Below are 23,430 nucleotides of genomic sequence, written 5' to 3'. Positions count from 1 at the left end.
CCTATGCCCCCGGACCGGACCTTTGCTTACGCGCCCTCGGCCTGCAGCCGTTCGATGAAGGCCTGCAGACTCATGCTGCCCAGGTCTTCGCCAGAACGCGTACGCACCGCCACAGCCCCATTTTCCTTCTCGCGGTCACCGATGACCAGCAGGTAAGGCACGCGCTGCAACGTATGCTCGCGGATTTTATAGCCGATCTTCTCGTTACGCAAATCCGAGCTGACGCGGAAGCCTTGCTCCGCAAGGGTTTGGGTCACGCCCGTGACGTATTCAGCTTGGGCATCGGTGATATTGGCCACCACTACCTGGGTCGGCGCCAGCCAGGCCGGGAACTGGCCGGCGTGGTGCTCGATCAGGATGCCCAGGAAGCGCTCCATCGAACCGACGATGGCCCGGTGCAGCATGACCGGGTGCTTCTTCTGGCTGTTCTCGTCCACGTACTCGGCGCCCAGGCGGCCGGGCATCATGAAATCGACCTGCATGGTGCCCAGCTGCCAGGTGCGGCCGATGGCGTCCTTCAGGTGGTACTCGATCTTCGGGCCGTAGAAGGCGCCCTCGCCCGGCAGCTCCTGCCATTCCACGCCACAGCTGGACAGCGCCGAGCGCAGCGCGCCTTCGGCCTTGTCCCAGGTGGCGTCGTCGCCCAGGCGCGATTCCGGACGCAGCGCGATCTTGATCTGGATCTCGTCGAAGCCGAAGTGCTGGTACACCGCCAGCGCCTGCTGGTGGAACGCGGTCACTTCCGATTCGATCTGGCTTTCGGTGCAGAACACATGGCCGTCGTCCTGGGTGAAACCACGCACGCGCAGGATGCCGTGCAGCGCGCCGGACGGCTCGTTGCGGTGGCAGGAACCGAATTCACCGTAACGGATCGGCAGGTCGCGGTAGCTGTGCAGGCCCTGGTTGAACACCTGCACGTGGCCCGGGCAGTTCATCGGCTTGACCGCGTAGGTGCGCTTCTCAGATTCGGTGAAGAACATGTTGTCCTGGTAGTTGTCCCAGTGGCCGGACTTCTTCCACAGGCTCACGTCCAGGATCTGCGGGCAGCGCACTTCGCCGTAGCCGCTGCTGCGGTAGACCTTGCGCATGTACTGCTCGACCACCTGCCACAGTGCCCAGCCCTTGGGGTGCCAGAACACCAGGCCCGGCGCTTCTTCCTGCAGGTGGAACAGATCCTGCTGCTTGCCGATGCGGCGGTGGTCGCGCATTTCGGCTTCTTCGATGCGCTTGATGTAGGCCTCGAGCTGCTTCTTGTCGGCCCAGGCGGTGCCGTAGATGCGCTGCAGCTGTTCGTTCTGCGCATCGCCGCGCCAGTACGCGCCGGAAATGCGGGTCAGCTTGAAGGCCTTCAGGAACCGCGTGTTCGGCACGTGCGGACCGCGGCACATGTCCACGTATTCCTGGTGGTAGTACATGCCCATGGCCTGGATGTCGTCGGACATGTCCTCGATCAGGCGCAGCTTGTAGTCCTCGCCACGCGCCTTGAAGATCTCGATCACTTCCGCGCGCGGGGTCATCTTCTTGATGACGTCGTAATCCTGGGCGATCAGTTCACCCATGCGCTTTTCGATGGCGGCCATGTCTTCCGGCGTGAACGGGCGCTCGGAATAGATGTCGTAGTAGAAGCCTTCGGCAATGACCGGGCCGATCACCATCTTCACGTCCGGGTACAGCTGCTTGACCGCGTGGCCAACCAGGTGGGCGCAGGAGTGGCGGATGATTTCCACGCCCTCCTCGTCCTTGGCGGTGATGATGCGCAGGCTGGCGTCCTTGGCGATCACGTCGCTGGCATCGACCAGCACGCCATCGACCGAACCGGCGATGGTGGCCTTGGCCAGGCCGGCGCCAATCGACTGGGCGACGTCCATGACGCTGACGGGGTTTTCGAATTCGCGGCGGCTGCCGTCGGGAAGGGTGATGTTGATCATCGATAGGGCTTCGTGCGGGGCCCGCGCTGCGGGCTGGAATGCAGTCCCGGGCGGACACCCGGGCAATAAAAAAGCGCCACGAGGGCGCCTGGAACAGGGCCTTCGGGGGCAGATCAGCGATGGGCGGTGGTAGTGCTCATGTCGCACGCTCGGCCGGCGCACGGGCGCGGGCCACCTTGTTCCAGAGAGTCAGGCACTGATCTTAAACCAGCGCACGACAAAGCCCAAGCGCCTGCGCGCAGGACTGAATGGGACCTGCTGGCGGGGTGAAATAGCAATGATTACCATGTGCGGTCGGCGCAGCCGATGCCCGCCCGCCCCGCTTGCCCAGGATCCCGTGATGCGCCACCCGCCTCGACCGGCCGCCGCCGGCCCCGCCTGTGTCCCGCAGCTGTCGGTCCTGCGCCAGCACGGGAACCGCCGATGATTACCGTGGCTCTGTCCAGCCTGGGCTTCTGCAGCCTCGGCCTGCTGGCGTCGATGTTCTCTGCCGTGGCCTTCTATGCCGCCTCGCCGCACTGCCGCTGGCCGCGCCTGCGCCGCGCCGGGCGCCTGGGCCGGCAGATCGGCCTGGTGGCGGCCGCTGCCGCGCTGTGGCTGTGGATGGCCGAACTGGGCTTCGCCACCGGACTGGTGGTAATGCTGTGCGCGTGGATGCTGACCGCCCTGCTGCTGCCGGCGCTGGCCGCCTGGCACCGGCCCGGCGTGGAGCCGCGCTGATGTGGATGCGCGCCTTCGCCGGCCTGCTGGCCGGATTCCTGCTGGCCGCCGCGGCCACCGGCCTGTTGACCTGGCTGCCACCCGGGCCGTGGACCAGCGCGCTGGTTCCGGGCCTGATCGCCTTCGTGCCCCTGTGGATGCTGGCGGCGTTGTGGGCCTTCAGCTTCCGCTCGCCCACCCGCGCCTGGCTGGTCCTGTCGGCGTGCGCCGCCGCCGGCTTCCTTGCCCTGTGGCTGCTGCGTCTGACCGGCGCGGTGCAGTGAGACTTTCCGCATGAAATTCAGTTCGCAGACCCTGCGCACCTTCACCACGCTGCATACCTGGGTCGGCCTGGTGGCCGGCTTCGGCCTGTTCGTGGCCTTCTACGCTGGCGCGCTGACCCTGTTCCACCACGATCTGCCGCTGTGGCAGACACCGGGCGCCGCCTCGGCCCTGCCGGCCGGGCTGGACGATGCGCAGTACCTGCTCGATGACGTGCTGGCCCAGCACGCCGAGGCCCGGCGCCATGTCGGCATGACCTTCCCCGGTGACGACCACCCGCGGCCGCTGGCCTACTGGCAGGCCGGCGATGGCAGCTGGCGCTACGCCTGGCCGGGCCATACCGGCGGCAGCGCCACGCCGCCGCAGACCGGCCTGGCCGAGCTGGTGAACGAGCTGCATTACAGCCTGGGCCTGCCGGTGGCCGGCCTGTACGTGATGGGCTTCGTCAGCCTGCTGTACGGCATGGCCCTGCTCAGCGGGCTGGTCATCCACCTGCCCAAGCTGCTGGGCGATCTGTTCGCGTTGCGGCCGGGCCGCAACCTGAAGCAGATGTGGCAGGACGCGCACAACGTGATCGGCGTGCTCAGCCTGCCCTTCCATCTGATGTTCGCGGTGACCGGCGCCCTGCTGTGCCTGGTGTTCATCCAGATTGCCCTGCTCAATCCGCTGATCTACGACGGCAAGGCGCTGCAGGCCGTGCCTGCGGCCATGGATACCGCACCAGTGCGCGAGGCCAGCGGCGTGCCGGCCGAACCGGGCAGCCTGCGCCTGCTGCATGCGCGCGCCGTGGAAGCCGCGCGCGCGCAGGGCGTGACCGATTTCGAACCGGCATACCTGAAGCTGGCCAACGGTGGCGACAGCCGGGCCACCATCGAGATCACCGGCGAATCCAGCGGCACGCTGGGCCCATTGGGTTCGGTCGCGCTGGACGTGGCCAGCGGCGAGGTCCTGGCCACCCAGTTGCCCGGGCGTCGCGATGCCAACCACGCCACGCTGAGCGCGGCCTATGCCCTGCACTTCGGCGAGTTCGGCAATGGCGTGGTGGTCTGGCTGTACTTCCTGCTGGGGCTGGGCGGCGCCTTCCTGTTCTATTCGGGCAACCTGCTGTGGATCGAATCGCGGCGCAAGCGGCGCCAGGTCGAGCAGCCGCGTTCGGGGGTGAACATGGCGCGGGCGACGGTGGGCGTGTGCATCGGCCTGTGCGTGGCGATCTCGGTCGCCTTCATCACCGCGCTGGTGCTGGAACGGGTGGCCCCGGCCAGCGTGGACCACGGTATCCGCTGGGCCTGCTTCGGCACGTGGGCGGCGTGCGCACTGTGGGCGGCACTGCGTCGCCCGGCCCAGGCCGCGCGTGAACTGCTGTGGGCCGCGGCGATCAGCACCGCGCTGGTACCGGTGGCGCATGGCGCGCTCAACGGCGATTGGCTGTGGTTGGCCGCCGGGCGTGGGCACTGGCCGCTGTTCTGGATCGACGTGGTGGCCCTGGCCATGGCCGCCGGCTTTGCGCGGTTGGCAGTGGCCAGCCAACGCCGCGCCCGCAGCGGCGACCCCAACAGCGTCTGGGCGAATTGATGGAACCGTCGGGCATGGCCCGGCGCGCTATGCCTCGCCCCGGTAGCGTCGAGCTTGCTCGACTGCTGTTGCTCCGCGCGAAAGGCAGTCGAGCATGGCTCGACTCTACAACGGCGGGTTTGTGGCCCACACGCATTACACGGCATATCGGGTCCGAGGGCGCGGCCCGGCGCTACCGGTCATCCGGCGTCGGGATAACGACTGACTTCGATCAGGTTGCCGTCCGGATCGCGGAAGTACACCGACTCGATCGGCCCCAGCGCGCCGGTCCGTGCAACCGGCCCCTCCTCCACGACAACGGCCTGTGATTGCAGGTGGGCCAGTACATCGGCCGTTGCCGCACGCGTGACCAGGCAGAGGTCGGCACTGCCCGGCATGGGGTGTGCGGCATGTGGCTGCAGTGGCGCACTGGCAGGGTGCAGATTGATCTTCTGCTGGCCGAACTGCAGCGCGGTGCGGCCGGCACCGAAGCGCACGACGTCCATGCCCAGCACGCGCTGGTAGAAATCGCAGCTGCGCTCGATATCGGCAACGGTAATGACCAGATGGTCGAGGCGGTCGATGATGATCATGCCCGCAGCTTAGCGCGACGGCCGCAGGCCCGATGTGCGCGGTTGGGCCGCTGGCCTTGCGCCATTCCGCCGGGCATGGCCCGGCGCGCTACGGCTCGCCCCGGTAGAGTCGAGCTTGCTCGACTGCTGTTGCTCCGCGCCAAGAGCAGTCGAGCAAGCTCGACTCTACAAAGGCGCGTTCGTAGCCCAGAAGCATCAGACGGCACGCCGGGTCCGAGAGCGCGATCACCACAAGCGCGGGCTCAATCGCCGACGCGGGCCTTCTGCCACGGCGCCAGCATGGCATTGAGCAGGCTGGCCTGTTCGTCGTCGCCGGTCAGCTCCCACATGAACACGCCGGCCAGGCCCTGCGCACGCGCGAACTGCGCGCGCAGGCCGATCGAACGCGGGTCTTCGTAGCTGATGAACACCTTCTGTTCGGCGTTGTACAACCAGGGGCTCTGTGCCTGCGGCTGCCAGTGCTTCGCCCACCCGGGCTGGTCCAGATAACGCGCCTTGATCACCCGCCAGTCGCCGGCATCGACCGGTGCGCTGTAGGCCTGGTACAGACCGTCGGCGGCATCGCCGGTGACCTTGAAGCCGCGCCCATAGAACGGCACGCCCAGCACCAGCTTGTGCGCCGGCACGCCGTGTTCGCGGTAGTACTGCACCGCGCCGGCCACGTTGTTCCAGCGCCGCAGTTCCGGTGCCAGCGGGTCGGCCGGCACTTCATGCAACGGCGCATTGAAGGTGGACACCGCCGAGAAGCCCGTGCCCATGTCATAGCTCATCAGGTTGATGAAATCGAACACCGCGGCCAACGCCGGCAGGTCATAGCTCGCCGCCGGGTCGTAGGGCCCATCGGTCTGCAGGCGACCGGCGGCCAGCGCCGCGGTCAGCAGCATCGGCTGCCCTGCCTTGCGGCCGCGCGCATCCAGCGCCACGCGGAAGGCCTGCGCCAGCAGGGTCAGATTGGCGCGATCCTGCGGGCGATGGGCCAGCTCCTTCGGTCCACCGCTGACCGGGAATTCCCAGTCGATGTCCACGCCATCGAAGCTGCCTGCATGGCGTTCGAAGAACAGCGCCATGCATGAATCGACCAGGCGCTTGCGGCTGGCCGCGGTCAGCGCCGCGTCGGAGAACCCGCCTGCACCCCAGCCGCCGATCGAGATCAGCGTGCGCAGGTGCGGATGGGCTTTTTTCAGCTCGGCCAGCGCGGCGAAGTTCTGCGGCGCTTCCGCGCCGACCGTGCAGCGCCCGTCCTCGATGGTGGCGAACGCGTAGAACAGGTGGGTCAGGCGCTCGGCCGGAATGCGCGACACCGGGTAGCGCTCGGCCGAGCCTCCGGGATAGTACGCACCGAGAATGGGCGGCTGTGCCGGTGCGGCCCGTGCAACCGTGGGCAGTGCGCCGGCAATCAGCACGGCAAGGACGGCGACGGACTGGCGGAACATGGGATCTTCCAGATCAATGACGCAGCCACGTTAGCAAACGCTTGGCGCTGCGGCGCGGATGTCCGCTGATGTCGTCCGCTGGACATGCGCGGGTTGCCGCGAGCAGCCAGAGGCGGGGCCGGCCCGCGCAGAAAACCGGTCACTGCAGGACAGCATGCGACCCGTCTGCGCTATGGTGGCGCTGGAATTTCAACGGCGCATGGACATGACCGCAGACCACCCCACGGACGGCGAACTGCTTGACGACGAAACCCTGGAGAAGCTGCAGGCACTGGAAGCGCGTGCCTATGCAGCGTTCGACGACGGCGACCTGCGCGATGCAGCCAGCCTGTTCGGCGAACTCGTCGAACAGACGCCCGAGATTCCCCATCTGCACTACATGCGCGGATTGGCCCACAAATACCTGCGTGACTGGCACGCGTCGCTGCGCGACAACCTGCAGTCGGAACAACGGCGCGATGCGTTTGACGAAGCCACTGCATGGAATGCCGCTATTGCCGCGACCGGCGCCGGCGACTGGGCCGAGGCACGCCGGCAGTGGAACCGCTGTGGCATCACCCTGCCGGAAGGCGAAGGCCCGATCGAAGGCAACTTCGGCGTGGCCTGCGTACGCCTGGCGCCCTGGTCGGACGCCGAAGTGGTGTACATGACGCGCATCGATCCGGTGCGGGCACGCATCGACAACGTTCCACTGCCCGAAAGCGGCTTCCGCTTCGGCGACATCGTGCTGCATGACGGCGCATCGACCGGCCATCGCACCTACGGCGGACAGGACGTGCCGGTGTTCAACGCCATGCAGCGCCTGCAGCGGTCGGACATGGCGACCTTCACCGTGTTCGTGCACTGCGATTCAGCCGATGACGTCGCCGCCCTGGAGGCGATGACCCTGCCTGGCATCGGCATGGTCGAGGACTGGACTGCCAACATCCGCCGGTTGTGCCGCCGCTGCAGTTACGGCACCCCGCACCAGCACGACAACGAGGCCACGCCAGATGATGACGGCAGCTGGAAGCGCGAGCGCGATCTGGGCATCGCCGCCCAGGGCCGGGCTGCGGTGGAGAAGCTGCTGGCAACGTGGACAGCGGCGGGGCCGGGGCGCGTGCTGGAGGTCATCGAACAGCGCGAGCATCCGCTGAGTGATCCCGCGCCGGGCCAGGTCTGGTGGCTGGGCGAGGACGCGTAGCGTCGAGCTTGCTCGACTACTGTTGGCGCAATCTCAAGAGCAGTCGAGCAAGCTCGACGCTACCTGCAGAGGCCCGCCACATCAGGCTTTCAGAATTCTTCAGGCGGATTTCCAGCACTTCAGACGGCGCTCTGGCCGAATCAGGGCTCCCTTCAGCGGAGCCTTGCCGATGCGCACGATCACCCTTCTCATCCTGCTGCTGTGCACCACCCTGCCCTGCACCGCAGCCCCCTTGGATACGGCGCGCCTGAAGGCGCTGGAACAGGCCATCGCCCGCGATGAGCTCAAGCAGGTGCGCAGCGTGCTGCTGCAGGTCGATGGCAAGGTGGTCTACGAGGGCTACTTCAACGGTGCCGACGCGCAGACCCTGCATGACGTGCGTTCGGCCAGCAAGAGCGTGACCGCACTGCTGGTCGGCGCGGCCATCGGCCAGCACCGGCTTCCGGGCGTGCAGGCCCGCGTGTACGACTACTTCCCGGCCTACACCGCCAGCCACAGCGTTGACCCCCGCCTGCGCGCCACCACCGTGCAGGACCTGCTGACCATGAGCAGCCTGTGGGAATGCGACGACGAGAATCCGTTCTCGGCCGGCAACGAGGAGCGCATGTACGTGGGCGAACGCTGGCTGGACTTTGCCCTGGGCCTGCCGGTGAAGGGCTTCGCGCCGTGGATGCAGCGCCCCCAAGACAGCCCGCATGGCCGCGCGTTCGCCTACTGCACCGCCAATTCCTTCGTGCTGGGCGCGGTGCTCGAACGGGCCACCGGGCAGCCGTTGGCCGAATTCGCCGCCACCGCGCTCGAGCGCCCGCTGGGGATCACCGAGCGCCACTGGAACCGTTCGCCGGAAGGCATCGGCATGGGCGGCGGCGGGACCCGCTACCGCAGCCGCGATCTGGCCCGGCTTGGGCAGCTGGTGCTGGACCGGGGCCGTTGGCAGGGCCAGCAGCTGGTACCACAGGACTACATCGAGGCGATGGTGCAGGCGCAGGCGACCACCTCCGATGGCAGCGACTACGGCTACCAGTGGTGGGGCCTGAAACTGGACGCGCAGGGTGCACCGCGCACGGTGTGGGCGATGTCCGGCAACGGCGGCAACTACGTGTTCGTGCTGCCCGAACAACGCGCGGTGGCGGTAGTCACTACCCAAGCGTTCAACCGCAGCTTCGCCCACCCGCAATCGCGGCGCATCCTTACCGAGTTCCTGCTGCCGGCGCTGCACTGAGGCTGGCCAGGTCATCTGGCCGCCAGGCGGCGGCCAGTACCTGCGCGCGCTGGCGGGCGATGTCGGTATCCAGGCGCTGCAGCAGCGCCGGCCAACCGGGTGCGCCGCGCAGGGGCACGAACAGCGGCGTGGTACGCAGCCAGGCCACGTCGCGGAAACCGTCGTCGACGGCCCGCTGTAGTGCCGCCACGGCGTGGTCGGTCTGGCCCAGGGCCTGCAGCAGCAACGCCCGCTCGATGGCGGCATCGGGCCAGCCATCCCCTGCCCCTGCCTGGTCACCCAGCTGCTGCAGGCGCTGGCTGATCCACGCCGCCTGCGCCGGTTGCGCGCCATGCAGGGCCGCCAGGGTCTGGCCGAGCGACTGCTGCGGCCGCAGTTGCCGGCCCAGTTCGAAGGCCTGGGCCGCTGCTGCCGGGTCACCGGCCAACAGGGCCAGTTCCCCCTGCAGGCGGCGCAGCTGCGGGTGCGGCGTGCCACGTGCCAGGGCTTCGTCCAGCGCCTGCCGCGCCTGCTGCGGTGCGCCGGCCAGGTACAGGCTGCGCGGCCAGGCGATGTTCGAAAAGACATTGTCCGGGTACAGCTGGAAGTTGCGCGCGTGACGCTGCCCCGCCGCCTGGGTGAAGCCGAGCAGTTCCAGTTCGCGCGCGACCTGTACGTCACGGAAGCGCACGCGTTCGGGCGCCTTCAACGACAGGTTCTGGCGCAGCGCGGTGGCCAGCTCGCCGCGCTCCTGCTGCAGGTAGGCCAGCGACGCACGGCTGCGTTCGTCGCCAGGGTCCAGTTCGATGGCGTGGCGGTAGCCGGCCATGGCCTGGCGCATGTCACCCAGGCAATCCTGCGCGTAGCCCCAGAGCGCATGCGTGGCGGCCTCTTGCGGCGCCCGCTGGCGCTCCTGCTCTGCCAATGCCAGCGCCTCCCTTATCTGCGCAGGACTGCCATTGAACAGGCAGCCCTGCGCGGACAGAGCGCGTGACAGGCCGCGCCCGGCCGGCGCGGATTCCGGATCGGCCTGCAGGGCCTGCCGGTACAGGCTGATCGCCCGTTCGTTGTTGCTGGCCTGGCCGATGCCGGCGTAATAATCGGCACGCTGCAGCAGCGACTGCGCGGCGCCTGGTGGCGCGGGCCGTGACCAGAAGAACAGCCCTGAAGCGACGGCCAGCAGCGTGGCCGCCGAGGTAACCAGCGCGGTCCAGCGGCGCCAGCGGGCGCGCGGCGTGAGGGAAGTGACCGGCAGCGGCGGTGCACACAGCTGGTAGCCGCGCCCGCGCACCGAGCGGATGTAGCGGGGATTGCGGCCGTCGTCACCGAGCGCCTGGCGGAGCAGCTTCACCCGCTGGCTGATCGCGTCTTCGCCCACCACGGCCGGTGCCCAGACCTGGGCGGCCAAGGTGTCGAAATCCACGACGTCGGTGCCGTGGGCCAGCAGCACGTCCAACAGGGTCCAGCTCAGGCCGCTGACGGGCAATACCTCGCCGTCGCGGCTGACCCGTTGCGACGGGCGATCGATCTCCAGGTCGAGCAGGCGCAGGCTGTCCATGGGCGCAGCATAGCGGCAAGACCGGGGCGGAGCGCAGGCAAAGAAAAAGCGGGCCGAAGCCCGCTTTTTCATGATTGCGATGCCAGCGGTGGGGTGTCAACCAAGATTGACACCTACCCGGGTGGCGGCGGTGGGGTGTCAACCAAGGTTGACACCTACCGTCATCGACCGGAGGTCGATTACTCGGCGCTGGCGCCTTCGCCTTCTTCCACGGCCTTCATCGACAGGCGGATACGGCCCTGCTTGTCGACTTCCAGCACCTTGACCTTGACCACGTCGCCTTCCTTCAGCACGTCGCCGACCTTCTCGACGCGGTCGCTGGAGATCTGCGACACGTGGACCAGACCGTCCTTGCCCGGCAGGATGGTGACGAACGCACCGAAGTCCATGATCTTGGCGACCTTGCCTTCGTAGATGCGGCCCGGCTCGACGTCCGAGGTGATCTGCTCGATGCGGGCCTTGGCGGCCTGGGCAGCGATGGCATTGACCGAGGCGATGACGATGGTGCCGTCGTCCTGGATGTCGATCTGGGTGCCGGTTTCCTTGGTGATGGCCTGGATGGTCGAACCACCCTTGCCGATCACTTCGCGGATCTTGTCCGGGTGGATCTTGATGGTCAGCAGACGCGGCGCGTAGTCCGACAGCTCTTCGCGCGGAGCGGTCAGGCCGTGGGCCATTTCACCCAGGATGTGCAGACGGCCAGCCTTGGCCTGCTGCAGAGCCTGCTTCATGATCTCTTCGGTGATGCCTTCGATCTTGATGTCCATCTGCAGGGCGGAGATGCCCTCAGCGGTACCGGCCACCTTGAAGTCCATGTCACCCAGGTGATCTTCGTCACCCAGGATGTCGGACAGGACGACGAAGCGATCGCCTTCCTTGACCAGGCCCATGGCGATACCGGCCACCGGGGCCTTCACCGGCACGCCGGCGTCCATCAGGGCCAGCGACGAGCCGCAGACCGAGGCCATCGACGAGGAACCGTTCGACTCGGTGATTTCCGAGACGACGCGGATGGTGTACGGGAAGGCTTCCAGCGACGGCATGACAGCCAGCACGCCGCGCTTGGCCAGGCGACCGTGGCCGATTTCGCGGCGCTTCGGGCCCATCATGCGGCCGCACTCACCCACCGAGAACGGAGGGAAGTTGTAGTGGAACAGGAAGTTTTCCTTGTACTCACCGGCAACGGCGTCGATGACCTGGCCGTCACGGGCGGTGCCCAGGGTGATGGTCACGATGGCCTGGGTTTCGCCGCGGGTGAACAGCGAGGAACCGTGGGTACGCGGCAGCACGCCGGTCTTCACGGCGATCGGGCGGACGGTGTCCAGCGCACGGCCGTCGATGCGGACCTTGGTGTCCAGCACCGAGTCACGCATGGTGCGGTATTCCAGCTCGCCGAATTCCTTCGACAGCTCGGCCGGGTTCCAGCCCTCGGCGGCCACGCGGCCAGCCAGGCTTTCGACCACGTCCTTCTTGATCGCCGAGATGGCGTCGCGGCGCTGCAGCTTGTCGCGCACCTGGAAGGCTTCGCCCAGGCGCGGGCCGATGGCTTCCTTCAGGGCGCCGATCAGCACGTCGTTCTTGGCCGGGGCTTCCCAGGTCGACGGCTTGGTGCCGGCTTCGACGGTCAGCTCGTTGATCGCGTTGATGACCTTCTGCATTTCGCGGTGACCGAAGGTCACGGCGCCCAGCATCACTTCTTCGGACAGCAGCGCGGCTTCGGATTCAACCATCAGCACGGCGTTGGAGGTACCGGCGACGACCAGTTCCAGCTGCGAGTCAGCCAGTTCGCTGACGGTCGGGTTCAGGATGTACTCGCCGTTCTTGTAACCGACCTTGGCAGCGCCGATCGGACCCATGAACGGGGTGCCGGCCAGGGCCAGGGCAGCCGAGGCGCCGATCAGGGCCGGGATGTCGCCGTCCACGTCCGGGTTCAGCGACATGACCGTGGCGATGATCTGCACTTCGTTCTTGTAGTCTTCCGGGAAAAGCGGGCGGATCGGACGGTCGATCAGGCGCGAGATCAGGGTTTCCTTCTCGGTCGCACGGCCTTCACGCTTGAAGAAACCACCCGGGATACGGCCGCCGGCGTAGAACTTTTCCTGATAATCGACGGTCAGCGGGAAGAAGTCCTGGCCTTCGCGCGCGCTCTTGGCGGCGACGGCGGTGACCAGCAGTACGGTGTCGTCCATCTTGACGATGACGGCGCCGCTTGCCTGGCGGGCGACTTCGCCGGTCTCAAGCGTGACGGTGTGCTTGCCGTACTGGAAGGTTTTGGTGATTTTTGCCACGGAGGGTGTCCTTGGGGATGCTGTCTGCGAATTGGACCGTCGGCGACCCTTGCCGCCTGCGGGTGGCCGGATCGTTCCGGCCTGAATCGGGGATTGCGGTGCTACAAAACAAAACCGCGGCGCATCGCTGCGCCGCGGGGGATTCGTTGCTTAGCGACGCAGGCCAAGCTTTTCAATCAGGGCCTTGTAACGCTCGACGTCCTTCTTCTTCAGGTAGTCGAGCAGGCTGCGACGGCGGTTGACCATCTGCAGCAGGCCGCGGCGGCTGTGGTGGTCCTTCTTGTGGGTCTTGAAGTGGCCGGTCAGCAGCTCGATGCGGGCGGTCAGCAGGGCGACCTGCACTTCCGGGGAGCCGGTGTCAGCCGAGCTGCGCTTGTTGTCTTCAATGACCTTCTGGGTGTCGATCGACATTTCTTTTTTCTCTGTGATGCGTGGCCGGCAGGAACGCGCTTCGCGCACCGCCAGGCTCGCCGTGGACTACGAGGATGAAACCTGCCGGAGCAGGCTGCCGGAAAACGGCCGCGAAATTGTAACGGTCGGGGCCCGGCGGAACAAGGACCGGGGCTGAATGCGCCCCGCACCGGTTACAGGTTGAAGCGGCGCTGCGGCGCCAGCAGGCCACCGGCATCGACCTGGCCCAGACCCTGCGGGGTGCCGTCGGGCCCGTATACGGCCACCAGGCCCGGGGGCCAGGCGGCATCGCGCTGGCGCTGCCCGACACAGAAGCGGTGGGCCTGTTCGGCATCCAGCTCGACCCGGGGGTACTCGGCCAGGCCGGCCGCCAGCGGCAGCAGCAGCGCCTCCATGCCGGCCTCGTCGCCGGCCTCGACCATGGCGCGCAGCTGGTCCAGGGTCACCATCACCGGATCACGGAACGGTTCGACCCAGAGCCGGCGCAGCGCACTGATATGCGCGCCGCAGCCCAATGCCTCGCCCAGGTCACGGGCCAGGCTGCGGATGTAGGTGCCCGAGCCGCAGGTCACGCGCAGGCGCAGGCGCTCGGCCTGCTGCTCCAGCACCTCGATGGCGTGCACCTGGACCTCGCGCTCCGGCGCCTCGATGGCTTCACCGCGGCGGGCCTTCACATACAACGGCTCGCCGCCCTGCTTCAGCGCCGAATAGATCGGTGCGCGCTGGCGGATGCTGCCGGTCAACGGGGCCAGCGCGGCCTGCAGGGCGTCGGCGCTGATGGCCGGCACCGGGCGCTGCAGCAGCACCTGGCCTTCGGCGTCATCGGTGTCGGTGGTCTGGCCGAGCACGATCTCGGCGTCATAGGCCTTGGCAGACCCCAGCAGCAGGCCGGCGATCTTGGTCGCTTCGCCAAAGCACAGCGGCAGCAAACCGGTGGCCAGCGGGTCCAGGCTGCCGGTGTGGCCCCCCTTCTCGGCACGGAACAGGCGGCGCGCCACCTGCAGGGCGGCGTTGGAGCTCATGCCGGTCGACTTGTCGAGCAGCAGGATGCCATCCAGGCGGCGGAACTGAATTCGGGTCATGACAGCATTTCGTAGAGTCGAGCCATGCTCGACTGCCGCAGCGCGGTCTGCATCAGACATCGCGCAGCTGGAATGCAACAACGCCGGGCATGCCCGGCGTCGCGCGGTTATTCTTCGTCGCTCTTGCGACGCTTCTCGGCGGCCAGCGTATCGGGCAGGTCGCGCAGGATGTTGTCGATGTGCTCACCACGATCGACCGAGTCGTCGTAGTGGAAATGCAGTTCGGGCACGTGGCGCAGCTTCATGGCGCGGGCCAGGTCCATGCGCAGGCGATAGCCCAGCTCGCGCAGGCCCTTCACTGCTTCGGCCGAACGTTCCGGCATCAGCGCGGTGACGAACACCTTGGCATGGGCCATGTCGCGGGTGATTTCCACGTCGGACACGCTCACCGAGGGCAACCCGTGCTCGCGCACAGCGTTGTGCACCAGGGTGCCGAGTTCACGGCGCAGCTGGGCGGAGACACGGTCGGTTCGATGGAAGGTTTTGGGCACGCGGTCAGGCTCTTGATTTGAATGTGACCCGACCAAGGTCGGGCCCTACCAGGGATGGTAACCCGACCAAGGTCGGGCCCTACCAACGGCGGTGACCCGACCGAGGTGGGGCCTTACCGGGGTGGCGGACCGGTCCGTGAGGACCGGCCCCTTGCAGCATTACAGGGTGCGCGGCACTTCGATACGCTCGAAGCACTCGATCTGGTCACCCGGCTTCACGTCGTTGTAGGCCTTCACCGCGATACCGCATTCGGTACCGTTGCGGACTTCCTCGACGTTTTCCTTGAAGCGGCGCAGCGATTCCAGCTCGCCTTCGAAGATGACCACGCTGTCGCGCAGCACGCGGATCGGCTTGTTGCGCTTGACCACGCCCTCGATGACCATCGAGCCGGCAACGGCGCCCAGCTTGGAGCTGCGGAACACGTCGCGGACTTCGGCGATACCGATGATCTCTTCGCGGATTTCCACGCCCAGCAGACCGGAGGCCACCTGCTTCACCTGGTCGATCACGTCATAGATGATCGAGAAGTAACGCAGGTCCACGCCGTTGGATTCGATGATGCGACGGGCCGAAGCATCCGCACGCACGTTGAAGCCGATGACGGTGGCCTTCGAAGCAGCCGCCGAGTTGGCGTCCGATTCGGTGATGCCGCCCACGCCGGAGTGGATCACGTTGATGCGGATGTCTTCGTTGGACAGCGCGACCAGTGCCTGGCTCAGCGCCTGCACCGAACCCTGCACGTCGGCCTTGATGACCAGGTTGAGGACCTGCTGGCCCTCGCCCTTGCCCAGGGTCGCCATGATGTCTTCCATGCGGCTGCCAGCGGTGGCCACCAGGCGCGATTCACGGCGCTTGGTCTCACGCTGCTGGGCAACGTCCTTGGCCAGGCGCTCGTCCTCGACCACCACGAAGTCATCACCGGCTTCCGGCACGCCGGACAGGCCCAGGACCTGCACCGGGATGGACGGCCCGGCGAATTCCGGCTGCTTGCCGGTTTCGTCGAACAGCGCACGCACGCGGCCGTACTGGATGCCGCACACCAGGTAGTCGCCCTTCTTCAGGCGGCCCTGCTGCACCAGCACGGTAGCGACCGGGCCACGGCCCTTGTCCAGCGACGATTCGATCACCACGCCCGAGGCGCGGCCTTCGTCGACAGCCTTCAGTTCCAGCAGTTCGGCCTGCACGGACACGGCGTCCAGCAGGTCATCGATGCCCAGGCCGGTCTTGGCCGAGATCTCCACCATCTGGATGTCACCGCCGAACTCTTCGGCCACGACCTGCTCGGACAGCAGCTCGTTCTTGACACGCATCGGGTCGGCGCCGGACTTGTCGATCTTGTTGATCGCCACGATCAGCGGCACACCGGCCGAGCGGGCGTGCTGGATCGCTTCCTTGGTCTGCGGCATGACGCCGTCGTCGGCCGCCACCACCAGCACCACGATGTCGGTCAGCTTGGCACCGCGGGCACGCATCGAGGTGAACGCGGCGTGGCCCGGGGTATCCAGGAAGCTGATGACGCCCTTGGGCGTATCAACGTGGTACGCACCGATGTGCTGGGTGATGCCGCCGGCTTCGCCGTGGGCAACCTTGGTACGACGGATGTAATCCAGCAGCGAGGTCTTGCCGTGGTCGACGTGGCCCATGATGGTGACCACCGGCGGACGCTGCACGGCTTCGCCCTGGTTTTCACCGGTCGAGGCCAGCAGTGCGTCTTCGGCGTCGTTGTCATTGGCACGGATCGCCTTGTGGCCGAGTTCTTCGGTCACCAGCGCAGCGGTATCGTGGTCGATGGACTGGGTGATGGTGGCCATCACGCCCATCTTGAACAGCGCCTTCACCACCTCGCCGCCCTTCAGCGCGAGCTTCTGCGCCAGGTCGGCCACGGTGATGGTCTCGCCGATCGCCACTTCACGCACGACCGGTGCGGTCGGACGCTCGAAGGCGTGCGGACCGGCGTTGTTGCCGCCACGCGACATGTCACGACGGCCGCCGCTCTGGTTGCGACCACCCGGACGACCACGGTTGTTGCTGTTGTTGCTGTTGCCACGACGCGCACGGTCGGCCGCCGACAGATGCATCTGGCCGGCAAAGCGATCGCCCGGGCCACGCTCGTTGCGCGGCGCGCTGCGGTTGTTGCGGTCGTCGCTGCGCGGCGGCGGCGGCGCACTGCGCGGCGCAGCCGGAGCGGCGGCCGGCGTGCGCGGCGGACGCGGCGCGGTTTCATCGATCGGTGCGCGCTTGGGCTTGGTGGCGGCAGCCGCCTCGGCAGCCTTGGCGGCAGCCGCGGCTTCTTCGGCAGCCTTCTTTTCGGCCTCTGCGCGTTCCTTGGCCGCAATCTCTTCCTCACGGGCACGGACGATGGCTTCGTCGCGCAGACGATCCTTCTCGGCCAGGGCCTGCTGTTCGGCAAGGTTGCGGGCGCGCGACTCTTCCAGCTTGCGCAGGATGTCGGCGCGCTCTTCGTCCGGTGTCATCGGGCGAGCACCATCCTTGACGTAGGTACGCTTCTGGCGCACCTCGACATTCACGGTCGTCTTGCTGCGACCGGAATTGACCGTCACTTCCTGCTGTTTCCGGCGGTTGAGGGTGATCTTCTTTGCAGACTGATCGGTCTCTTCCGGGGCCTGCTCGGGCTTGCCGTGCGAACGACGAAGGAAGCCCAGGAGCTTCACCTTCTCGGTGCTGGTCACGACCTGGTCGGGACCGCTGAACTTCATGCCGGCACCGGCCAGCTGTTCCAGCAGTTTCTCGACCGGTGTGTTGACCAGTTCGGCAAGCTTGCGGATGGTGGTTTGCTGCGACATTCGGATCCTATGATCTTGTGGGCGCCCCCCCGCAGATGGAGGTGGCGCGGATTCTACGCCCTGATCGGCTCAGGGCCCTGTTCATTGCCGGCTCATTCGCCGCGTTCCAGTCGGGCGATCTCCTCGGCACGCGCGGCCAGGATCAGCGCCGCGGCGCGCTCCTGGTCCAGCCCTTCAATGCCGAAGTCCATGACCTCGTCGGCGGCCAGGTCGGAAAGCTCCTCGCTGGTACGCACGCCGTGGCCGGCCAGCGCATACGCGGTGGCTTCGTCCATGCCCTTCAGGGACAGCAGGTCCTGCGCCGGCTGGCCGTCTTCAAGGCCTTCTTCGACTGCCAGGGCCTCATTGAGCAGCGCATCGCGGGCACGAGCGCGCAGCTCTTCGACGATGTCTTCGTCGAAACCTTCCACGGCCAGCAGTTCGCCGACCGGGACATATGCAATTTCTTCGACCGTGCCGAAGCCTTCGGTCACCAGGATGCCGGCGATTTCCTCGTCCACTTCCAGCTTGTCCATGAACAGCTGGCGGGCCGAAGCCTGCTCGGCTTCCGACTTGGCGGTGACCTGGTCCTGGGTCATCACGTTCAGCTGCCAACCGGTCAGGCGGCTGGCCAGGCGCACGTTCTGGCCACCCTTGCCGATGGCCTGGGCCAGACGGTCCTCGGCCACGGCCAGGTCCATCGAGTGCTTGTCTTCATCGACGATGATCGACTGCACTTCGGCAGGCGCCATGGCGTTGATGACGAAGTTGGCCGGGCTTTCGTTCCACAGCACGATGTCCACGCGCTCGCCATTGAGCTCGTTGGACACGGCCTGCACGCGCGAACCGCGCATGCCGATGCAGGCACCGATCGGATCGGTACGGGTATCGTGGGCCAGCACGGCGATCTTGGCGCGGTCGCCCGGATCGCGGGCACAGGCCTTGATTTCCACCAGGCCCTGGCCGACTTCCGGCACTTCCAGCTTGAACAGCTCGATCATGAATTCCGGAGCGGCGCGGCTGATGAACAGCTGCGGGCCACGGGGTTCCGAACGCACTTCGGCCAGGTAACCGCGCACGCGGTCGCCGGCGCGCAGCACGTCGCGCGGAATGCCCTTGTCCTTCGGAATGAAGCCTTCGGCGTTACCGCCCAGGTCCACGTAGATGTTGCCGCGCTCGGCGCGCTTGACCACACCGGTGATCAGCTCACCCACGCGGTCCTTCCACGCATCGACCACCTGCTGGCGCTCGGCTTCGCGCACGCGCTGCACGATCACCTGCTTGGCGGCCTGGGCGGCGATGCGGCCGAAATCGGGGTTTTCGATCTGCTCTTCGATGTAGTCGCCGACGTCCACGCCTTCGGCTTCGTCGACGGCGTCCATCAGGCGGATCTGCCGGTCCGGCGACTCCATGACCACGTCATCGGCCACCACTTCCCAGCGGCGGTAGGTTTCGTAGCTGCCATCCTTGTGGTCGATGACCACGCGGGTCAGCACTTCCTCGTCGGGATAGCGCTTCTTCGCTGCCGAGGCCAGGGCGGCCTCGATGGCATCGAAGATCACTTCACGCGGCACGCCCTTTTCGTTGGCGACCGCGTCCACTACCAGCAACAGTTCCTTGCTCATTGGCTCACTCCGCGCGCGGCTTCTTTGCCGCCGGCTCGTTGGAAGAAGAATTCTTGTCCGTCTTCGGACGCTTCGGCGCCGGGCCGGTCGGCTTGCTCGGGGCCAGGCCCAGGGCAACCCAGTCCGGCATGATCCGGGCCTTGTCGATGTTGTCTGCCGAGACCACCACTTCCGTCTTGTCGACGATGAAGGTGATGGTGTCTGCGGCCTCGTCGGTCGCCTCGATGCGGCCCTGCAGGCGACGACGGTTGTCCTGCGGCAGCTTCAGCACGACCTTGGCCATTTCGCCCAGGTGACGGCCGAACTGTTCCAGGTTGAACAGCGGGCGATCAACGCCCGGCGAAGACACTTCCAGCGTGTAGTTGCCGCTGATCGGGTCTTCCACGTCCATCTGTGCGGACACTTCGCGGCTGACGCGCTCGCAGTCGTCCACGTTGATGATGCGCTCGGGCTGCTCAGCCAGCGGCACGTCGATGTAAAGACGCAGGGTTGCACCGCCGGGGGCCGGCAGATATTCAACGCCCAGCAGCTCCAGGCCCAGCGACACAACGGTCGGGGCGAGCAGATTCGCGATGTCGGTTGCCTTGTCGCTCACAGCCTGCCTTGATCTCTTGGTTGGGTGCCGGCCACGGCCGGCGGGAAAACATGACGCCCCGGAAACGACAAAGGGCCCGCAGGGCCCCTTTTCCGGAAAGACTCCGGTGACTGGATTCCGGTTGCAGCGCCGTGTGTCAGCGCGCTGCGGCCCTCCTTCCGGGTCCGGACTCCCGATGGGAGACCGCCTTCAGGGGTAGTGCTAGGCCGCTGATGATAGCGGTTGCACCGCGCTGGTGCAAGGTACGGGCCAGGGGTCAGATCCCTTTTCCGCACCGGCAGTCGAGCATGGCTCGACGCTACAAGTACGCGGCCCCCAAAGAAAAACGCCCTCGAAGCAGGACTTCGAAGGCGCTCTCTTTACTTGGTAGCGGGGGCAGGATTTGAACCTGCGACCTTCGGGTTATGAGCCCGACGAGCTGCCAGACTGCTCCACCCCGCATCAGAAGCGGAATTATGAGCGATGGCTTCAAAACATGCAAGCCTTCCCTCATTCATCAAACCGGTTGGCGCCGATATGAAGTTGGTAGCGGGGGCAGGATTTGAACCTGCGACCTTCGGGTTATGAGCCCGACGAGCTGCCAGACTGCTCCACCCCGCACCGGAAGTGTTTGAACTGCTGCCCTGCTCTTTCGAGGAGGGCTACCGCAACGATGTTCTGGCTGAACCGCTGCAGTGACAACTCAGGCTGCGCATATTACACGAATCGCGCAGCTTTGTGTCAACTTTTATGCAAGATGCGCAAAAGCCTTCTGGCACCACAGCATGATCGGGTTCCAGGACAGGCCCAGGGCCAGCAGTGCCAGCGCGTTCACGCCCAGCACCACGCCCAGCACGCGGTCGTTGCTGCGCGGCATGGCCTCGCCCACCGGCTCATCGAAGTACATGACCTTGATGACACGCAGGTAGTAGAAGCAGCCCACCACGGCGCACAGCACGCCCAGGATGGCCAGCCACAGCAGGCCACCGTTGATGGCAGCGCCCAGCACGGCCAGCTTGGTCCAGAAGCCCAGGAACGGCGGAATGCCGGCCAGCGACGCCATGATGCACAGCACCAGGCCGGCCATCCACGGGTTGCGGGCGTTCAGGCCCTTGAAGTCTTCGATGTTCTCGGCTTCAAAGCCCGCGCGCGACAGCGCGATGATCGCACCGAACGCGGCGGTGGACATGATGGCGTAGGCCAGTGCGTAGAACAGCGCGGCGGCATAGCCCTGCGCGCCGCCACCGGCGATACCCATCAGCAGGAAGCCGATGTGCGACACGGTGGAGAAGGCCAGCATGCGCTTCAGGTTGCTCTGCGCGATAGCCATCAGGTTGCCCAGCACCAGCGACACCGCGGCCAGGCCGCCGATCAGCAGCTGCAGCTCGGTGGACAGCGGGCCCACGCCCATTTCCAGCAGGCGGTAGGCCATGCCGAACGCGGCCAGCTTCGGCGCCGAGCTGATGAACAGCGCGATCGGTGCCGGGGCACCCTGGTACACGTCGGGCAGCCACATGTGGAACGGCGCGGCACCGAGCTTGAAGGCGACGCCAGCGATCATGAACACCGCACCGGTGATCAGCAGCACGCGCTCTTCCGAGTGCGGGATGGCGTCACGGATGACGTCCAGGTGCAGGCTGCCGGTGGCGCCGTAGATCAGCGACATGCCGTACAGCAGCAGGCCCGAAGCCAGCGAACCGAGCACGATGTACTTCATCGCCGCTTCCGAGGCCAGGCCGTTGTCGCGGTTGCTGGCCACCAGGGCGTAGGAGCACAGGGCCAGCAGTTCCAGGCCCAGGTAGACCATCAGCAGGCTGCCGGCCGAGACCAGGATCATCATGCCGGCGGTGCCGAACAGGATCAGCACCGGGATCTCGCCCTGGAACAGGTTGCGGTCACGCAGGTAGCGCCAGCCGTAGACCAGGGTCAGGCCGCTGAGCAGCACGATGCCGGTCTTCATGACGTCGGCGGCCGTGTCGCGCACGAACATGCCGTGGAAGACCTCGCCCTGCCCGCCCACGCCGGTAGCCAGCATGAACAGCACCACGGCCAGCGCCGCGAGCGAGAACAGATGGGTGACGATCTTGTTCCGGTTGCTGACGAACAGGTCGAGGATCATCAGGGCGAAAGCGCTGCCGATCAGCACCAGCTCGGGGGCGAGCGGTGGCAGGTCAGCGGCGGTCAATGGCAGCAGCGGCGAGGTGGTCATCATCAAATCCTGGAATTACAGCAGCTTGCTGGATGCGATCTGCATGGCCAGCTTGGCGATCGAGGGCTCCATCAGGTCGGTCAGCGGCTTGGGGTAGATGCCCAGAGCCAGCACGCCGACGGCGAACACGCCCAGCACCAGCCATTCGCGGCCGTTGATGTCCTTCAGTTCGGCCACGTGGCTGTTGGCCACTTCACCGAAGAAGATGCGCTTGTACAGCCACAGGGTGTAAGCCGCACCGATGATCAGGGTGGTGGCCGCGCCCAGGGCAATCCACGGGTTCCGCTGGAACGCCGACAGGATGACCATGAATTCACCGACGAAACCGCTGGTGCCCGGCAGGCCGGCATTGGCCATGAAGAACAGCATGGCGAAGGTGGCGAACCAGGGCATGACATTCACCACGCCGCCGTAATCGGCGATGCGGCGGCTGTGCATGCGGTCGTACAGCACGCCCACGCAGGAGAACATCGCACCGGACACGAAGCCGTGCGAGATCATCTGCACCATCGCACCCTGCAGGCCCAGGCGGGCGGCGTCGGCGTTGCCGGCCTCACGCACCAGCCACAGGGCAATGAAGGTGCCCAGGGTGACAAAGCCCATGTGCGCGATCGACGAATAGGCGATCAGCTTCTTCATGTCGTCCTGCACCAGGGCAACCAGGCCGACGTAGATCACCGCGATCAGGGACAGGGCGATGACCAGCCAGGCCCACTCGTTGGACGCGTCCGGCACGATCGGCAGGTTGAAGCGCAGGAAGCCGTAGCCACCGATCTTCAGGGCGATGGCGGCCAGGATGACCGAACCGGCGGTCGGCGCTTCCACGTGCGCGTCCGGCAGCCAGGTGTGCACCGGGAACATCGGCACCTTCACCGCGAAGGCGATCAGGAAGGCGAAGAAGATCCACGCCTGCTCGGTGGCCGACAGCTGCAGCGCGTACAGGTCGGCCAGCTGGAAGCTGCCGCCCTTCATGTACAGGTAGATCAGCGCCACCAGCATCAGCACCGAGCCGAGGAAGGTGTACAGGAAGAACTTCAGCGCTGCGTAGATGCGGCGCGGGCCGCCCCAGACACCGATGATCAGGAACATCGGGATCAGCATTGCTTCGAAGAACACGTAGAACAGCATCGCGTCGGTGGCAGCGAAGATGCCGACGGTGACGCCTTCCAGGATCAGGAAGGCCGCCACGTACTGGTTCACGCGCTTGTTGATCGCGCTCCAGGCACCGATCAGCGCGAGCACGCTGACCAGGGTGGTCAGCAGGATCAGCGCCACGGCAATGCCGTCCACGCCCAGGTTGTAGCCGATGTTGTACGCCGGGATCCACGCGTGGGTCTCGACGAACTGCAGGGCATCGATGCCCGGATCGTAGCCGGCCAGCAGCGGCAGGCTTGCCGCGAAGGTCAGCAGCGCGATGCCCAGCGACGCCCAGCGGGCGGTCTGCGCATCACGGATCGCAAGAATCAGGGCACCGCCGATGATCGGCAGCCAGATGAGGACACTGAGTAGGGGCCAGTTCGACACGTCTTCTTATTCCG

18 protein-coding genes and 2 tRNA genes are annotated in these 23,430 nt (G+C 66.6%); 5 read left to right on the top strand and 15 right to left on the bottom strand.

Translation table 11 applies throughout. The features are described from left to right. Positions 1–26: 26 nt before the first annotated feature. Positions 27–1,928: a threonine--tRNA ligase gene (thrS, locus tag G4G00_RS19395; protein ID WP_108750198.1), complete on the bottom strand. Its 1,902-nt coding sequence runs from the start codon at positions 1,926–1,928 to the stop codon at positions 27–29. A gap of 423 nt (positions 1,929–2,351) precedes the next feature. Between thrS and G4G00_RS19390 the strand changes: the two genes are divergently transcribed. From G4G00_RS19390 to G4G00_RS19380, 3 genes are read left to right on the top strand one after another with little or no spacing between them, the layout of a single operon-like run. Beyond that, the gene (locus tag G4G00_RS19390) at positions 2,352–2,648 is read left to right on the top strand and encodes a hypothetical protein (protein WP_108750199.1); all 297 of its coding nucleotides are present in this window, start codon (positions 2,352–2,354) and stop codon (positions 2,646–2,648) included. Continuing rightward, on the top strand, positions 2,648–2,911 hold the full coding sequence (locus tag G4G00_RS19385) for a hypothetical protein (RefSeq protein WP_108753679.1): 264 nt from the start codon (positions 2,648–2,650) through the stop codon (positions 2,909–2,911). Before G4G00_RS19390 ends, G4G00_RS19385 begins: the two co-directional genes overlap by 1 nt. Positions 2,912–2,921: 10 nt before the next feature. Then, on the top strand, positions 2,922–4,481 hold the full coding sequence (locus G4G00_RS19380) for a PepSY-associated TM helix domain-containing protein (protein WP_108753680.1): 1,560 nt from the start codon (positions 2,922–2,924) through the stop codon (positions 4,479–4,481). 179 nt (positions 4,482–4,660) lie between these two features. On the opposite strand, the gene G4G00_RS19375 is transcribed toward G4G00_RS19380, so the two are convergent. Further along, positions 4,661–5,053, bottom strand: a complete 393-nt coding sequence (locus tag G4G00_RS19375; RefSeq protein ID WP_108753681.1) for a VOC family protein — start codon at positions 5,051–5,053, stop codon at positions 4,661–4,663. 242 nt (positions 5,054–5,295) lie between these two features. Further along, a complete protein-coding gene (locus G4G00_RS19370; protein ID WP_164275879.1) occupies positions 5,296–6,486 on the bottom strand; it encodes a glycoside hydrolase family 18 protein in 1,191 nt (396 codons plus the stop codon). Positions 6,487–6,685: 199 nt separating this feature from the next. Between G4G00_RS19370 and G4G00_RS19365 the strand changes: the two genes are divergently transcribed. Both G4G00_RS19365 and G4G00_RS19360 read left to right on the top strand, forming a co-directional pair. Continuing rightward, the gene (locus G4G00_RS19365; protein WP_164275875.1) at positions 6,686–7,669 is read left to right on the top strand and encodes an outer membrane protein assembly factor BamD; all 984 of its coding nucleotides are present in this window, start codon (positions 6,686–6,688) and stop codon (positions 7,667–7,669) included. A gap of 169 nt (positions 7,670–7,838) precedes the next feature. After that, the gene (locus tag G4G00_RS19360) at positions 7,839–8,891 is read left to right on the top strand and encodes a serine hydrolase (protein WP_108753683.1); all 1,053 of its coding nucleotides are present in this window, start codon (positions 7,839–7,841) and stop codon (positions 8,889–8,891) included. Here the strand turns inward: G4G00_RS19360 and G4G00_RS19355 are convergent. The 12 genes from G4G00_RS19355 to G4G00_RS19300 form a co-directional block, all read right to left on the bottom strand. After that, positions 8,860–10,428, bottom strand: coding sequence for a winged helix-turn-helix transcriptional regulator (locus tag G4G00_RS19355; RefSeq protein ID WP_164275872.1), 1,569 nt, complete (start codon positions 10,426–10,428; stop codon positions 8,860–8,862). The genes G4G00_RS19360 and G4G00_RS19355 overlap by 32 nt on opposite strands. A gap of 179 nt (positions 10,429–10,607) precedes the next feature. After that, the gene (pnp, locus tag G4G00_RS19350) at positions 10,608–12,716 is read right to left on the bottom strand and encodes a polyribonucleotide nucleotidyltransferase (protein ID WP_108750207.1); all 2,109 of its coding nucleotides are present in this window, start codon (positions 12,714–12,716) and stop codon (positions 10,608–10,610) included. 150 nt (positions 12,717–12,866) lie between these two features. Further along, positions 12,867–13,127, bottom strand: a complete 261-nt coding sequence (rpsO, locus tag G4G00_RS19345; protein WP_005410445.1) for a 30S ribosomal protein S15 — start codon at positions 13,125–13,127, stop codon at positions 12,867–12,869. A 173-nt stretch (positions 13,128–13,300) separates the two neighbouring features. Beyond that, positions 13,301–14,209, bottom strand: coding sequence for a tRNA pseudouridine(55) synthase TruB (truB, locus tag G4G00_RS19340; protein ID WP_108753685.1), 909 nt, complete (start codon positions 14,207–14,209; stop codon positions 13,301–13,303). Between the two features lie 107 nt (positions 14,210–14,316). After that, positions 14,317–14,700: a 30S ribosome-binding factor RbfA gene (rbfA, locus tag G4G00_RS19335; protein WP_108750209.1), complete on the bottom strand. Its 384-nt coding sequence runs from the start codon at positions 14,698–14,700 to the stop codon at positions 14,317–14,319. Between the two features lie 159 nt (positions 14,701–14,859). After that, the gene (gene infB / locus G4G00_RS19330; RefSeq protein WP_108753686.1) at positions 14,860–17,505 is read right to left on the bottom strand and encodes a translation initiation factor IF-2; all 2,646 of its coding nucleotides are present in this window, start codon (positions 17,503–17,505) and stop codon (positions 14,860–14,862) included. A 92-nt stretch (positions 17,506–17,597) separates the two neighbouring features. Then, positions 17,598–19,109 carry a transcription termination factor NusA gene (gene nusA / locus G4G00_RS19325; RefSeq protein ID WP_108750211.1) on the bottom strand — a complete coding sequence of 504 codons (1,512 nt, stop codon included), beginning with the start codon at positions 19,107–19,109 and terminating at the stop codon, positions 17,598–17,600. A 4-nt stretch (positions 19,110–19,113) separates the two neighbouring features. After that, the gene (gene rimP / locus G4G00_RS19320; protein WP_108753687.1) at positions 19,114–19,704 is read right to left on the bottom strand and encodes a ribosome maturation factor RimP; all 591 of its coding nucleotides are present in this window, start codon (positions 19,702–19,704) and stop codon (positions 19,114–19,116) included. Positions 19,705–20,068: 364 nt separating this feature from the next. Then, positions 20,069–20,145, bottom strand: a tRNA-Met gene (locus G4G00_RS19315). Positions 20,146–20,227: 82 nt separating this feature from the next. Continuing rightward, positions 20,228–20,304, bottom strand: a tRNA-Met gene (locus tag G4G00_RS19310). A 127-nt stretch (positions 20,305–20,431) separates the two neighbouring features. Continuing rightward, positions 20,432–21,892, bottom strand: a complete 1,461-nt coding sequence (nuoN, locus tag G4G00_RS19305) for an NADH-quinone oxidoreductase subunit NuoN (RefSeq protein WP_164275869.1) — start codon at positions 21,890–21,892, stop codon at positions 20,432–20,434. A 15-nt stretch (positions 21,893–21,907) separates the two neighbouring features. After that, on the bottom strand, positions 21,908–23,416 hold the full coding sequence (locus G4G00_RS19300) for an NADH-quinone oxidoreductase subunit M (protein WP_164275866.1): 1,509 nt from the start codon (positions 23,414–23,416) through the stop codon (positions 21,908–21,910). Positions 23,417–23,430: the final 14 nt, after the last annotated feature.

It is taken from the genome of Stenotrophomonas sp. B1-1 (assembly GCF_010894375.1).
Taxonomy (GTDB): Bacteria; Pseudomonadota; Gammaproteobacteria; order Xanthomonadales; family Xanthomonadaceae; genus Stenotrophomonas.
Note: the sequence above shows the minus strand (reverse complement) of the source record. Positions and strands in the feature narration are given on the sequence as shown.